The sequence below is a fragment of the Aliivibrio sp. S2TY2 genome (assembly GCF_028765525.1).
Lineage (GTDB): Bacteria > Pseudomonadota > Gammaproteobacteria > Enterobacterales > Vibrionaceae > Aliivibrio > Aliivibrio finisterrensis_A.
In genome coordinates this window covers 449,010-463,322 of record NZ_JARACS010000001.1, presented here as the reverse complement: position 1 = coordinate 463,322, position 14,313 = coordinate 449,010, and the positions used below count along the sequence as shown (strand labels likewise).

The window sequence follows — 14,313 nt, the reverse complement described above, 5'->3', positions numbered from 1 at the left end:
AAAAACAAAAAAGGTGGATATATTATCCACCTTTTTTATGCTTGCTTCTTATTACTTCTATTTTAGTAATGACTAACGTGAAAACAACAGATACGAGTTTGCAGGAATAAAGAATCGAAGGTTTCCCTGTTGAGGTGCGTAATAGCAGTGCGAGGTTCTTTCTAGCCACACCACATCCGATTTTACCGCCATATTCACTTCAATATTATGAGCAGATTTATTGATTGCCACGATGCCACTTTCCCCTCTTTCGAAGATCAAATGATCATCACTTGCAGCGACGTGCTTTTGTGGCTCACCATACATATCATGATGAAAAGCAATCAGCGTTGCCATGCGTTCAGAATGCCACTCATCTTTCCATCTTGGCTCACCTGCAACATTTTTTATTCCACTGACATCAAGCTCAGAATAAATCAGAGGAATACCACCATCACGGCCAAACAAATACGCATGCGCAAGCCACTCATTTGCTTCACTCATCACAAGCGACTGGAACACTTGGTTATTTGGAATATCATGAGTGGTCGCAAAAGTAATCGCGCGCAGTGGAGACATTGCCATCCCATAAATGTACGGGTCAATTAAGCTTGTAAAAGAGGCGTCTTTTTCTAGTGCTTGATAAAGGGTATTAAACAAAGGAAAGTCATAAGCGCCTAACTTTGTTTCTTTTAGGTATGGATTTAAAAAGGTTTCATACTCTTCTTTGGTTGCACCACCATCGGTAATGATCTCACCAAAAATATGAATATCATGGGTGATCTCATCATCCCACACTTTGCTAAGGTGCTCTAAACTCATGTGCTTGGCGGCATCAATACGAAAGCCTTTCACACCAATCTGTTTTAGCGCCTTTAGGTATGAACGTTGCTGCTCAATAACATGAGCATTATCTGCTAACGTTGGTAAACCTGGGTCATGAGGCCCACCTGAAATACGCCCGTTCTGCACTTCCCACTTATCATTCCAATTCTCAATCCCAAAGGCTTCGACAAAGTCAGATTCAGTAAATAGCGGCTCAGATAAATCACCAAATAATTTTAACGCTTCATACTTCTCAGGGTTACGAGCGTAATCTTCCCTGTCCCATTGATTTGGGTATTCAAGATCAGCGCGAATGTCTGATTCATTGGCCATGTGATTGAACACCACATCAACATAAACCCACAACCCTAACTCAGCCAATCGCTCTACCATGCGTGTAAAATCAAGCGTATTGCCAAGAGGGTTATCAATAAGACGATAATCTTGCGGTTGGTAGCGCTGCCACCACTGGGTGCCTGATGGCAAGCTTAATGATTTCATAGCAGGAGAAACGAGCACAGAGCGATAACCCAAACGGGCAATCAATTCTGCTTGCTCTGTGATGTGTTCATAGCGCCAATCGAAAGCATGTAGGATTATATTACTCATCGCTGGCACTTCAGCTGAATGGCATTGTGTTTGCTGGTTCATTATTTTTTTATCCATTACATAACATCATTCAATTATAAAAAGTTCCCATTTTCCTTCCCTCCTCCCTTAATCGGTAAAATCCAGTAGGAGATCTTAGGCGTAGAAGAGAAAGATAAGCAGTACTCTATAGCGATACCGTAAAGGATACTAATGGTAACTTACTCTATAATAACAAGTTATCTTCTATTGGGATAAAGCGATCAGCGGCTTCTATAAGTGAATTGGCGGTCAAATTTTGCACGCCATACACTTCAACTTCTTTATTAAAACGTGACTGAATTCGCTTAACGAGTAAGTCAAAATCCCCATCGCCAGATAAAATAACCACAATATCCGCCTGCTCTGCCAACTCAATCGCATCAAGGGTGATACCTACGTCCCAATCGCCTTTTGCTGATCCATCACGACGCTGAATAAAAGGCTTAAGTTTTACATCAAAACCAATACCACGAAGGATATTATGAAACTGCTTTTGTTTGTCATCACTGCGCGCAATCGCATACGCATTAGCCCCAACCACCTTACGGCCATCGGTCACTTTTGCCCATAATGCGTTGTAATCAAAATGACGTTGGTAAACATCACGCGTGGTGTAATAAATATTTTGTACATCAACAAGAATCGCAACGGTTTTCATATTTCGCCTTCCTAGGAAATTATCCAATGAGTCTATATGAATCCCTTTAATTTAGGTATACTTCGCGCAAATTTTGTATTGGAAAGACGGTAAAATGACTAAAGGCTACTCTTGTATTGGATTGGTAAACCCAAAAACACCTGAAAACGTAGGCTCGGTAATGCGAGCGGCAGGCTGCTATGGCGTAAACTCGGTATTCTACACGGGCAGACGTTACGATATCGCTAAACAGTTTTGTACGGATACAAAAAGCCAGCATCTTAACGTGCCATTGATTGGCGTTGAAGATCTAAAAGACATCATTCCTTTAGATTGTGTGCCTGTGGCCGTTGATTTAATTGAAGGCGCAAAACCGCTGCCAGATTACAAGCACCCACCACGTGCGTTTTACATTTTTGGCCCAGAAGATGGTACATTGAAGAAAGAGATCACAGATTTCTGCCGTGAGACTATTTATGTACCAACTAATGGCTGCATGAACTTAGCCGCTGCTGTGAACGTGATCATGTATGATCGCATGGCAAAAGGCGAAAACTTCTCAAACCATAAGTAATCTACGTTAAGCTAGATGAATAAAGGAACTCGACATGTTTGATTTATCACGTATTTCGGGTTTCGAAAACGCATCAATTACCCAAACCGATACCCTACAAACCTTGTGGGGCGGTTATGGGGAGTTGGTGCGTTTGCATTTATGCAATGCCCCTACCTCCTCGGTTATCATCAAACAAATCACGTTACCCAAGCCTAAAGTGCATCCTAGAGGTTGGAATACGGATTTATCACACCAACGTAAACTCGACTCATACCAAGTGGAACTCAATTGGTATCAAGATTACGCCAATGCAGTTTCTACCCATTGTCCTGTACCGCGCTGTTTATACGTTGAGCAGCGCAATAACGAGCTCATCTTAGTATTGGAAGATTTATCGACCTGTGGTTTTCTAATCGTAAAAACTGGACCATTACAAACCAGCGCCTCAATAAATGAAACCAAAGCCTGCTTAACTTGGCTTGCAAACTTTCATGCCGAACACATGAATGTCGAACCGATTGGATTATGGCAAACTGGCACTTATTGGCATTTAGACACACGCCCTGATGAGCTTGAAGCCTTAACGGATTTACCATTAAAGCAAACCGCAGTTAATATTGATGAAGCACTTAAAAACAGCCGCTACCAAACCTTGGTACATGGTGATGCTAAGTTAGCAAACTTCTGTTTTTCTGAAGATGGTAATCAGGTAGCTGCAGTAGATTTCCAATACATAGGAAAAGGCTGTGGCATGAAGGATGTGATTTTATTTATCAGCAGCGCGGTTATGCCAGAACAGTGCGCAGAGCTTGAGAATGAATTACTGGATCACTACTTTACGCAACTTAACATCGCCCTATTGCGCTTAGGTCACGCCGAGGCAAGTAACGATATTGAGCAAGAATGGCGACCATTGTTTTGCATTGCTTGGGCTGATTTCCAACGCTTTGTAAAAGGCTGGAGCCCAGAGCATTGGAAGATTAATGGGTATACTGAGGGGCTTAAAGAGAGAGCGTTGAAGGTGTTGTAGAAAAAAGAAAAGGTCGCAGTGAACGACCTTTTTATGTGGATTCTAGTGACTAGCTTATCTTTGGACAAAAATGATTTAGTAACGTTGCTAAAATTAAAAAAGATATATTAACTCAAGTATGGAAGAATCTTAGTTTCTCGGAATTAAAATGCCATACTGATTATAATGTTATTAAACAAGTAGAATTCCTACATTTTTGATATTGGGAAAAGACGTTTAACACCATCTAAGACTTGTTTTCTAATGGTTACGTTGTTCTTTAGATGTTCCATTTGTTCTTTATTCCATTCTTCGTTTTCTAAATAATCCATCCAATGAGCTGCGCTACAGGTTGCTCTATTAATTCTTCTATCATAATCGAACTGTTCTAATGACTCAGGTATAGGTTTGAAAATTGCGTCCACTATTTGAATTTTTAGATTTTCATTTTTAACCATAGCGTTGGAGAGGCGATTATTGATGTGTTTATCCCCAAAACCATAACCTATAACTGTAACCTCATCTGCTAAACATATTTGCTCGCTGAATAACTTTAGTTTTTCTTCACCTTCCTTATCATTCGTGGTTCGACTATACTTATTTCCACCAGTCAACATTGACTGACATATAATATCAAGCTCCCCATTTACGTCGGTAATAACCCTATCTTTACCTGATGGAACTTTGCAGTTATCAACATAGTATCCCATTTCGTGGATATTCATAAAATCAATCATTAACTCATTTGAATCGGAGACACTTAACGATTGATTACAAACTTTTTGTCCATCGTCATATTCTAGTTCTGAAAGGCCTCCATGAAGTTTAACTAAATTAACACCTCGCTCATCTTTAAAGTATGAATTGTATTCCAACAACTTACTTCTTTCTTGGTACGTAAGTTCAATGATTTTATCCATTTCAATATTACTTTTAGGGAACGTAATGTTTTTATCATCACCATATGTGATAGGAATATTGAAATCCAATGCTAAACATTCAAAGTAAATATCATGATTCAAGGTAAAAACCCATGTCTCATCATTATTTAGAAGATTTTCAATCTTACAGAAGTATTCCTTATTTTTGGGGTACATTAAGGAAAATGAAACGACCTGATAATAGAACAATATTAAATGGATAATGCTGTATAGGACACTAAACAAGCAATGATATGAGTCACGATCTGATTGAGTCTTGTTGCTATATATGTCACTTAAACTTTCAATGTTTGCTAGTAACTCTTCGTAGTTACTTCCCTTGTAATCAAGAACCATTTGCATCGCTTCATTCAAAGCCGCTCTATTAATAGGCCTTGAATTTTCATTGCTGTTTTGTTGGTAGACTAACTCCACAAGCTCTTTCGCATTTTTTTCACTAAACACATTTATAAATACATCTGTTAGCTCATACGCCAATGGCATGCCTAAGTCATAGGAAAAACCAGCTCCAAGCAATACTACTTTTTTCATAATTTGCATATAGCCTACGTTGATAATTGTGTAATAGCATTAGACGTTGCTTGTCTTTTGCTATGATGCTGTCTTCTTTTAATGCTTCAACATAAAATTAACATCTTAGTGGAAGAACTAATAGGGTCGATTACTTCGTAAAGTATAACTTCTTTATTTACTGGATTCGGATAACTTTTAGTAAGGTAAAATCCATTAACAGGATATGAACGAGAAAAAGCACTAAGTAGAAATAAGGCATAAACGTGCCCGTGATTTTGCTAAATTAGCGTTTCACGAATTACCTACAGTATTGCTAAGTTGTTTTCAGTCATTAATCACTATTCAAACAATATTTTTGAAAATAAATACAAGTCACCTTCACTGCCATTTTCAAGATATTTACATACTATTACTAAGAGGGAAAGAATATATCAGCTAATTGGATAAGCCCTTCCTAGCTTTTTAGATGAAAGAGAGTACAACTTATCAATAGGAATCCCAATATTCAGCAATTTATCATGTGTATTTGATACTCCATCATTTTCTTCACCTTTATGATTCCAATTCCTCCACACGGCATCTGGATAAGCATTTAAAATACACTTTAAGTATGGCATGTCGATATCATTAATAGAGTGACCAATTACAATGATCTTTGTAACATTACCATATCCTTCTAAGTTTCCTCTATGCTCTTCGAGTATTTCATGAACTGGCTTATGAAATCTATCCGTTACAGTTGCCATGATTTGATACGACTCCTCAAACCAAGGTTCATCATCATTCTGTGCCATAGACGATGATTGATTACCATTTCCTATACCATGCCCAAATTTCACATCCCATCTGGCTTTCCCATGGATATGCAGCACATCTTCATCTGATACTAAATATACATCTTGAAGAGTAGACGTATAGTTAAAGTTTATGAATTTAAACCCTTTTGGGAACTCCATAAACTTCGTTGCTTGCTTTACATCTACCTTCCTAATCCAAGTTGTAAATGCGCTTTTTATATCATCTACTAGTTCATCACTTTTTTGAGATATTTCGTCATTATACCCATTCACGTATTTAGATGACTCTATCATGTCATTCATACTGGGTACCCATGCTTCACTCTCTCTAAAATTATCTTCGTCAAATACTCCTAAATTTTCCTCGAAATTAGACCATTCTTGGTCATCAAAAAACTCAGGAAAATACACAAATCGTTCATTTAGTTGATGATTATATTTTTTGTGAAAGTGCCAATAACTTGTAGGCAGTCCATTTTGTATGTCAAATCCATTACCGATGATAACTAAAGTTGTCAATCTAAACTCTCCATCATTAAATAAGTACTAAAAGTAGCTGCTTGATCAATTGTTGTTTTATCGAAGATAATTAAGTTCTCAATTAAAGTTTTCGTACATACTCAATATAAACAGTTGGATAATCAAAGTTAAAACAGTTCATGAGGCTTTAAAATGTACCTGCATATATAATTCGACTAAGACTAAGCAACAGTTCAAAGTAACCACTAAACGGCGACAACAAAAAATATCACAGCAAACATTAATGCAAAAAAACCATGAAACATTAGCTTTGACTTACTTTCATTGTGTGGAGTTAATAATGAGTCCTCAGACAAATTATTCCACTCTAAAATGATCGAACTAGATAGGCTCTCAATATCATTCTTATCGATAAGTCCTGTATTAATTTTTATCTGAAGAGCTTCTATCGTCCGCGCTAGATTTGCGTAACGAGCACCAGATGACCGATGAATTTCAGCTCTCTCACCATATCTTGCCTGCGTAACTAGTCCAGAGATAACTGCCGCGATACAACCAACTAATACCACTATATGTTGTTTAGTGATGCCCCAAAAAAGTACTTCTGGAGTATTGAGTGAAAAAAACGAGAACACAGTGACAAAAACAGTTGAGTATATAAGCACATATCCTAAAAACTGTGCTCGGTCAAAAAGGGCTTCAGCTCTTTTATAATGTCCATCACGAGCCTCTCTACAGCGATTTAGCCAAGAATTAAGTACGCAAATAAGCTCTGGTACTAAAAAATCATTATTGTTGGAATTAATATCTTTCATTATAGTTTAAAAATTTGAATTAAAGCGAGTTATCATATTATATATTTTTTATATGAATATCATTATAAACAAGACAAATGAAATTATACTATTTACTTGTTAATAGGTTTTAATCTAATACTCAATAGATACCTTCTAAGTCTAAAGTGTTAACTGTGAGAATTTTGAACAAACCGAATTAAAGCTTTGAGTAAATGCAATTTATGTGTATTCAATAAACAATAAAATTAAGCTACAACTAATTTCCAGAATAGAAAAAGGAACATATCATAGTGTCCCTCTTTCTGGTATCAGCTACCAAGATTAATGACTTAATTACAGTTATTCTTTTTTCTCAACAACTCCCCAGAGTTCAGTAAGATCAACATCATCACTAGCTGGACGGCTTTCTTTGCTCTCTATGTAATCTACCTGTATTACAATCGGCAAATCGAAAGCAGTGCCAGTCACAACACATGATCCCTTTGACAAATTCGGTATCAAGCTTTTTGACATGCGATCTAGCGTACTAATTGTGTTGTCGATTAAGAACAAATCTTTGTCATTAACAAGCCTATGGATAAAGAAGTTGTGAAGCTGAGACATTATCGTTGATGAAATATCTGCTGGTCTCTGACTTGATAATGTTAGATACATTCCAAATTTACGCCCCTCTTTTATGATCTCTTCGAACATCTCCAGTCTGTAATCTTTCCAGACCTCGTGCTCACGATTTGACTGTTGCGACAAAATGTTATGAGCTTCATCAATGATGAAGTGCAAAGTATTTTTAGGTGGAGTATCGACATTATCTCTGTGTTCTTGATAAAACATCTTAGCCAGCAACAAAGGTACAATTTTCTTAGATGCTTGATTACATCCTCTCAACGAAACAACATTCAGCAACTTAAAATCATTATTTACATTTTCTTTGATGATAAATATTTTTCGTAGGTCATTTACAGCACTTTCAACTCTCTTCAAAAGAGGCTGAATATGTTCAAATTGGATATGTCCGAATGATAAATCTCTAAGTAATTGAAGGTTAATACGCACAATCAGTTCATCTAAAGGATCAATCTCTATTGGATCTAATGCATTTAAAATTGGTCTCAGGTTGGCGGTAAAACCCTCATTAGAATCAAAATATTCCCAATTTGGCCCCCCTTTACATGCAAATTTCGAACTTTTATCAAACCAAAAAATGTTACTTAGCTTCTCTATTAAAAGATCGTTTGAAAGATGCCCTGCGATAACCTTAAGATGAACTAAAGAATCTCTATTTTGTGCTGGACTAACAAAACATAAGTAAAACGTACCTATGATGTAATCCTTTAAGCTCTCGCCTTTCTTTTTGTCCTTCTTTCTTCGCTCAATAACACGGTTGATGAATGGAGTCTGGGTATTGGAAGTTGCCTGAAATAACAGAGCTAATATTTCAGTATTCCAAAGCTGTTCACTTGCTAACGGTAACTTATCACCTTCCTTTTTACCAGTGCTTAACTTAAATGACTTTTTGTTATTAAGATCTTTGATAAGCTGATTACCAGTATATTCACCGTTAAAATCGATCAAAAGAAATTGACTTTTTCCTATCAGCTTTTCTTCAAAATTTGAAAATAACTCAGCATACAGCCTAGTGAGGGTGTTTGATTTACCACTACCAGTATTGCCGAAAATACCAACGTGGCTATTAAAAATTTTGTTCCACGGAAGTGATATACGTAGCTCCTCTTTCAACATTTTCCCAATATTGAATGTACCATCTGTTCCCTGACTAAAAATGCTTATCACTTGGCTCTCGTTGAGTAGATAAGCTTTATCTTTAATCATCGGCATTAGTTTTATGCCGTCTTTAAATTTACTCTGCTCAAAGTAACCAATGGGCTTAGCTTCGACCTTACGTATGTATTGAACTTTGTTGTCTTCTCGTTCAAATCGCTGCTCATCCAGATACTCACCTTCCACAATGCACACAATGATACAAAAGCCACGCTTTATTCCTATATATTCACGTATAGAAACACCCTTGTACTTCTTACCGTCGTGAAACATAGTTTCTAGGCTTGATTCATCAAAGATGCGTAAAGATACTTGAGTACCACGAACCCCAATTACTTCACCGACATTAATACTCATTTATTCGTAACCTCTAAGCAAATCAGCATTGAATACTTCTTTATTGAACTTCGTGAAGTCTAATTTTTCATCGTCGAACTTTATTAGTGTGACATTTTTATAACCACTAAAGTAGCCATACATAGTTTCATGCTCTTTGTCGTTAAAGCAGCAAACGAATACTTGTAGTTTGTGGTTAGATAGTGAACGTTTAATCAAGTTGCGGATGTGTTCGTCAGCGAATGAAAAAGCGAAGCTAATTAAAATCGAATTTTGCTCTTCCAAACGATAACTAAGCAAGCGAAGCATTTGGTAATAATGCTCCTCAAAGACAGTTTCATGAAACTTCCACTTGGTAGGGTTGACAATAGGGAGCTTGTCGTAAGAATCCCAAAAAATAGTTCTGATGTCTTCATTAAGCTCCACGTTAAGAGCTAGTACATCTTGCGTTGTTTTGCTTTCATCATTCAGAATATCACTTAGCTGCTTAAGGCCGTCGCGAGCTTCTTCTGGAATTATCACCGCTGTATCAAATGAATTGTAATCTACCTTGATAGTGTCGTTTGATTTACGCCAATATACAGAGCCATGCAGATTGATAAAGTTGAGTTGTGGGATATCAGATGAGTTTCGTCCAAATACGCCAGATTGACACACGTAATTATTGAAGTTTCGTGCTGATAGAGATCTTTCAATAAAGCCACTCGCGCCGTCATTGATGCAGAATTCAAGACTCCCCTTTTTAATCAACTTGTCTGCTACTAATGGTACACAGCCATCATAATTAGTAGTGAAAAGGTTACAACGTCTTTGGAAGTCATTCTTCTGTTGTAACAATCTTACAATAGAGTCAATGAATATTTCATAATTTTCGATAGTCTCTTTTCTGAATTTTATTTTTTCACAAACCTTGCACTGATCGTCTTTTGTACATTCTTCATCATGAGGAATATGAACATCACTAAGCTGAAACTTACACACTGGCTCGATAATTTTTTCGTAGTAGTACATAAATAGCAAAGCGTGATGATTCCTAAATTGCTCTCCTAGATGATCTAGTTTGGTTGCGAGTGTTTCTATTGTTTCATTCTTCTCTTCATCATCAGAGTCTTTGATAGGTAGCCATAATGTAGGAAATAAGCCACTAGAAGCTCCTGCACCGATAAGAAAGTTCAATTTATGTTGGTAGATTTCATTTAGAGGAATAGATGCCATTTATAATCATAACTGAGTTGATACTGGTATATCGAATAGTAAATGTATTAAATGAATTCAGTCAAAGCCCATTGTGTAAAAATGGTACATAGACCTTATGTAACCTAGAATAAGGTAAAAATAAGTCAAATTAATAACTTAACTTTACAATGTTCATTTTCGCATTCTTCTACCTGATCAGTTAAAATTTCTAATTCATCAAACTCAATATCTGGTAATGCATCAGGATCGCCGCTAGTAAGCTCACTGATACGAGCCATAGCTGCATTGTTATTGCATGTTTAGTGTTTGTGAATTCTATAAAAAAACTCCCCAGCACAAAGTACCAGAGAGTTTTATTGTAGATCTAACTTTTACTTTAGCTCTTAATCTAGCTACAAACTAAGCTAACCTAACTAATTAACTCGCTTAGTGGCTGCCTTTGGCTTATCAACTTCCGTCAATAGGCCTTTAAGTAGACTTGCACTGCCAAGCAATAGAATAATTGTAAACGGCATTGCTGCAATAATGGTGATGGATTGCAGCGCTTGAATAGATTCAGTACCACCAATCCACAACATAATCATCGCGATAGCACCAGAGATAACAGCCCAAACCACTTTCTGTTTAACAGGTACTTCTAATTTACCACCCGCTGTCATGCCATCAATAACGATAGAGCCTGAGTCCAACGTGGTCACAAAGAAAACGATAATCAGTGCTACGGCAATAAAAGATAGAATATCCCCAAACGGATAAGCATCTAGCATGTGGAACAAGCTTAAAGAGACATCCGTAATACCTTGCTTAGCTCCTAAAAATCCAACTTTATCGATAACTTGTTGAATCGCCACGCCGCCGAAGATAGACATCCAAGCGGTTGTTACCACTGTCGGAATAAGCATGACACAAAGCAGGAATTCACGAACGGTACGGCCTCTAGAGATACGTGCTACGAACATACCGAAGAAAGGTGCATACGCAACCCACCACGCCCAATAGAACACCGTCCAACCGTGTAACCAAGTGGTATCCTCACGGCCAGAGTTTTGGCTTAATGGAACAATGTTTTTCACATATCCCGTTAATGCCGTAACTAATGAATCCAATACGGTTGTGAAGTTCAGCACAGCAATCAGACCAAGGAAGATAAAGGCAATAACCATATTCAGGTTACTAAGAAACTTAACGCCCCCATCCATACCACGTAGAACAGAAATAATAGCTAAGCCCATAATCAATATGATAATAGCCTGTTGAAGATAGATATTATTTTCCATTCCAAAAACATGGCTAATACCACTCGCCGCTTGCGAGCCGCCTAAACCAAGAGACGTTGCAAGGCCAAACAAGGTAACTAATACCGTTAAGATATCAATCACATCACCCGTTTTACCCCAAACACGATCCCCTAATAGTGGATAAAACACCGAGCGCATTGATAATGGCAACCCTTTGTTATAAACAAAATAAGCAAGGCAAAGTGCCGTCATGCCATAGATAGCCCACGCATGTAAACCCCAATGGAAGACGGTTGCGCCTAGTGCAAGTTCACGACCTGCCTCTGTAAAAGGTTCTACATTAAGTGGGGTTCCAAACCAGTTGGTAAAGAACGCGGTTGGCTCTGCAACACCCCAGAAAATAAGCCCAATACCCATACCGGCTGCAAATAACATCGAGATCCAAGAGGCTTTTGAATAATCTGGTTTTGCACCTTCGCCACCTAAACGAATTTTACCCAAAGGTGAAAACGCGATAATAATGGCTAAAATTAATAATAGGTTAGCTCCCCACATAAAGAGGAAGTCAAAATTTGCTAACACTGAGCCTTTAATGGAATCAATCGCGGCTTTGGCGTCTGTCGGTGGTAGTGCGAGAAGAGTGATAATGAAGAGAAGAGATAAGCCAACTGAGGCCATAAAAACGGTGTTATGGACATCCATGCCCCATTTACTAATGTTATCTTGACCGACTTCATAATCTGTCGATTCAATACTGTACTTTTTTGATTTAAAACCCATAAATGATAATGTTCAGATATTCAATTAAGCGAACGCCTAGACGAATATAAGGACAACTCCTTATCCAATTGCTGTTTGATTGAGTAGCGGTACCATGTAAATAAACATGATAAAAATCACCACGGTAGGTGATTAATGGCTCTTTTTCTCAATCCCAAGCGGCGAATTGTAACACAAAATGGGGAGTTATTGGTGAATTGTCGTTTTTACAGGGGTAGGTATCGGCGCTAAAAGTGGTTTAGTAACTTACCGAAACAGTGACAGGCTATGGAATCAAAGTGACTACTTCATAGTGCCCTAAATATAAAAGGCACTATGACAAACCAAGTAGTTATTGTCGGCTACTTAAGCTCCTCGCTCATGACTTCCACTAATTCACCCGTTGGGTCTCCTGACAACTCCCATACAAATATACCGCCTAGGTTTTTGCTCTTCGCCCAAGCCGCTTTTGCTTTAATTGAACGTTGATCTTCAAATGAGATAAAGACTTTACTCTCAGGGTTCCAAAGGTATGGTGCTTGAGCTTGCTCATCGTATTTATACTGATACCCTTGCGCATCACCATAATTTTTCACTAAGTCCCAATACATGAAGTAACCATTTTCACCAGTACCAAATGGCGCGCCACCATCCGATTGCAAATCACTTTTTGGTAACTCACCATTATACGCTTGGGTTCCTTGCCAACCACGACCATAAAATGCAGCTCCAATCACTAACTTATGGCTTGGGATGCCCTGCTCTATCATTTGGTTTAAAAATACATCAGCGCCCATTCCCCACCAACTTCGCTCTGTAGCATGCAAATTTGTCATGTGTCCGGTTTGAGTTCCCCATCCTCCAAGAAAATCATAGGTCATGGCAAACATGTTTGTCAGATATGGACTAGCGGCTTGCCAATCAATTTGTTTCGTTTTAGCGCCGACACCGACCGCTGTCGACAGTTCATACTCACGATCAGTCTGTTTACTAAGGCTATCTAAATCGGCCCTTAATACTTTAACCAAATGCGTAAATGCGGCGCGTTCAGACGCTTTTACTTCATCACTTAGTTTGGTATCTGGGTTCCAAGGTGATGTGGTTAAACCTCCGCCTCCCGGATATTCCCAATCAAGATCAATACCATCAAAAAAATCATATTTAGCAATCAGCTCTACCGCTGTTTTTGAGAAATGCGCTATCGCTTTAGGATCTTTAGCCATAGCATGAAATGGTTCAGACATTGTCCAACCGCCAAAAGACGGCAAAATCTTAATATTTGGGTGCTCATTTTTTAACTGCGCTAACTGGGCAAAATGACCTTGGTAATCCACCTCAACGCTTACGTCACCAAAATCCTCTTCCAAGGCCGCTTTTTTATCCACAACAATTGCAGTATAAGGTGCTTTGCCTTCACATTGTTGAGCTACTTGCTGTTGAACAGCCTCACTTGCTCCAGAGTGAGGGCCACACATACTTAGAAATGCATAAATAATATGGGTCAGGTTGTCCGCGGGAATGTCGGCCACCACATAGGGATTTTCAGTATTAGCGTACTGCCAATCGGCAAAATAACCCGCTACGATATTAGATTCCGCGTTAACACTAAACGAAAAAGCACTTGCTACAACAATGGCACTCACTGTTTTTTTCATTTCTATTCTCCTTGATAATGATTGACTACAATTTAGACAAGTAAGAATAATTTTGACTCTGAAATAAATAAGAATGCGAGTGACTATCAAGCTTTTATGCCTCTATTTCACCGCTTACAGCGAATAATTTATGCTAGGTTCACTGACAAAAAAAGCAGAATGAATCTTAATCTTCATTCTGCTTC

12 protein-coding genes are annotated in these 14,313 nt (G+C 38.1%); 2 read left to right on the top strand and 10 right to left on the bottom strand.

The annotated features are described in order from the left end of the window. Positions 1 to 72: 72 nt before the first annotated feature. Both PVK63_RS02100 and PVK63_RS02095 read right to left on the bottom strand, forming a co-directional pair. Positions 73 to 1,455, bottom strand: a complete 1,383-nt coding sequence (locus tag PVK63_RS02100) for an alpha-amylase family protein (protein ID WP_130086808.1) — start codon at positions 1,453 to 1,455, stop codon at positions 73 to 75. Between the two features lie 163 nt (positions 1,456 to 1,618). Then, positions 1,619 to 2,092 (bottom strand): LabA-like NYN domain-containing protein, encoded by a 474-nt coding sequence (locus tag PVK63_RS02095; RefSeq protein ID WP_130045289.1) that lies wholly within the window; start codon positions 2,090 to 2,092, stop codon positions 1,619 to 1,621. A gap of 94 nt (positions 2,093 to 2,186) precedes the next feature. On the opposite strand from PVK63_RS02095, the gene PVK63_RS02090 reads away from it, so the two are divergent. Both PVK63_RS02090 and PVK63_RS02085 read left to right on the top strand, forming a co-directional pair. After that, positions 2,187 to 2,645, top strand: coding sequence for an RNA methyltransferase (locus tag PVK63_RS02090; protein WP_060990765.1), 459 nt, complete (start codon positions 2,187 to 2,189; stop codon positions 2,643 to 2,645). A gap of 34 nt (positions 2,646 to 2,679) precedes the next feature. Continuing rightward, complete coding sequence (locus PVK63_RS02085; protein ID WP_130086807.1) at positions 2,680 to 3,657, top strand: phosphotransferase; 978 nt, start codon at positions 2,680 to 2,682, stop codon at positions 3,655 to 3,657. Positions 3,658 to 3,845: 188 nt separating this feature from the next. Here the strand turns inward: PVK63_RS02085 and PVK63_RS02080 are convergent, their stop codons facing one another. The 8 genes from PVK63_RS02080 to PVK63_RS02045 all read right to left on the bottom strand — a co-directional run bounded on the left by PVK63_RS02080 (position 3,846) and on the right by PVK63_RS02045 (position 14,128). Next, a complete protein-coding gene (locus PVK63_RS02080; protein WP_130086806.1) occupies positions 3,846 to 5,108 on the bottom strand; it encodes a hypothetical protein in 1,263 nt (420 codons plus the stop codon). Positions 5,109 to 5,521: 413 nt separating this feature from the next. Further along, positions 5,522 to 6,406, bottom strand: a complete 885-nt coding sequence (locus PVK63_RS02075; RefSeq protein WP_130086805.1) for a bacteriophage abortive infection AbiH family protein — start codon at positions 6,404 to 6,406, stop codon at positions 5,522 to 5,524. 206 nt (positions 6,407 to 6,612) lie between these two features. Next, positions 6,613 to 7,182, bottom strand: a complete 570-nt coding sequence (locus tag PVK63_RS02070; RefSeq protein WP_130086804.1) for an SLATT domain-containing protein — start codon at positions 7,180 to 7,182, stop codon at positions 6,613 to 6,615. Between the two features lie 321 nt (positions 7,183 to 7,503). Beyond that, positions 7,504 to 9,300 carry an ATP-binding protein gene (locus PVK63_RS02065; protein ID WP_130086803.1) on the bottom strand — a complete coding sequence of 599 codons (1,797 nt, stop codon included), beginning with the start codon at positions 9,298 to 9,300 and terminating at the stop codon, positions 7,504 to 7,506. After that, positions 9,301 to 10,494, bottom strand: a complete 1,194-nt coding sequence (locus PVK63_RS02060; RefSeq protein WP_130086802.1) for an SIR2 family protein — start codon at positions 10,492 to 10,494, stop codon at positions 9,301 to 9,303. It abuts the gene before it with no gap. Positions 10,495 to 10,619: 125 nt separating this feature from the next. Further along, complete coding sequence (locus tag PVK63_RS02055) at positions 10,620 to 10,754, bottom strand: hypothetical protein (protein WP_274439821.1); 135 nt, start codon at positions 10,752 to 10,754, stop codon at positions 10,620 to 10,622. A 135-nt stretch (positions 10,755 to 10,889) separates the two neighbouring features. Beyond that, a complete protein-coding gene (locus tag PVK63_RS02050; protein ID WP_130086801.1) occupies positions 10,890 to 12,494 on the bottom strand; it encodes a BCCT family transporter in 1,605 nt (534 codons plus the stop codon). Between the two features lie 341 nt (positions 12,495 to 12,835). Next, on the bottom strand, positions 12,836 to 14,128 hold the full coding sequence (locus PVK63_RS02045; protein ID WP_130086800.1) for a glycoside hydrolase family 18 protein: 1,293 nt from the start codon (positions 14,126 to 14,128) through the stop codon (positions 12,836 to 12,838). Positions 14,129 to 14,313 lie beyond the last annotated feature (185 nt).

Bases quoted from the DNA above. Each gene is read 5' to 3' on its own strand.
- PVK63_RS02065 (WP_130086803.1), bottom strand. From the start codon at position 9,300: ATGAGTATTAATGTCGGTGAAGTAATTGGGGTTCGTGGTACTCAAGTA.
- PVK63_RS02055 (WP_274439821.1), bottom strand. From the start codon at position 10,754: ATGGCTCGTATCAGTGAGCTTACTAGCGGCGATCCTGATGCATTACCA.
- PVK63_RS02060 (WP_130086802.1), bottom strand. From the start codon at position 10,494: ATGGCATCTATTCCTCTAAATGAAATCTACCAACATAAATTGAACTTT.
- PVK63_RS02100 (WP_130086808.1), bottom strand. From the start codon at position 1,455: ATGAACCAGCAAACACAATGCCATTCAGCTGAAGTGCCAGCGATGAGT.
- PVK63_RS02050 (WP_130086801.1), bottom strand. From the start codon at position 12,494: ATGGGTTTTAAATCAAAAAAGTACAGTATTGAATCGACAGATTATGAA.
- PVK63_RS02090 (WP_060990765.1), top strand. From the start codon at position 2,187: ATGACTAAAGGCTACTCTTGTATTGGATTGGTAAACCCAAAAACACCT.
- PVK63_RS02085 (WP_130086807.1), top strand. From the start codon at position 2,680: ATGTTTGATTTATCACGTATTTCGGGTTTCGAAAACGCATCAATTACC.
- PVK63_RS02095 (WP_130045289.1), bottom strand. From the start codon at position 2,092: ATGAAAACCGTTGCGATTCTTGTTGATGTACAAAATATTTATTACACC.
- PVK63_RS02070 (WP_130086804.1), bottom strand. From the start codon at position 7,182: ATGAAAGATATTAATTCCAACAATAATGATTTTTTAGTACCAGAGCTT.
- PVK63_RS02080 (WP_130086806.1), bottom strand. From the start codon at position 5,108: ATGAAAAAAGTAGTATTGCTTGGAGCTGGTTTTTCCTATGACTTAGGC.
- PVK63_RS02045 (WP_130086800.1), bottom strand. From the start codon at position 14,128: ATGAAAAAAACAGTGAGTGCCATTGTTGTAGCAAGTGCTTTTTCGTTT.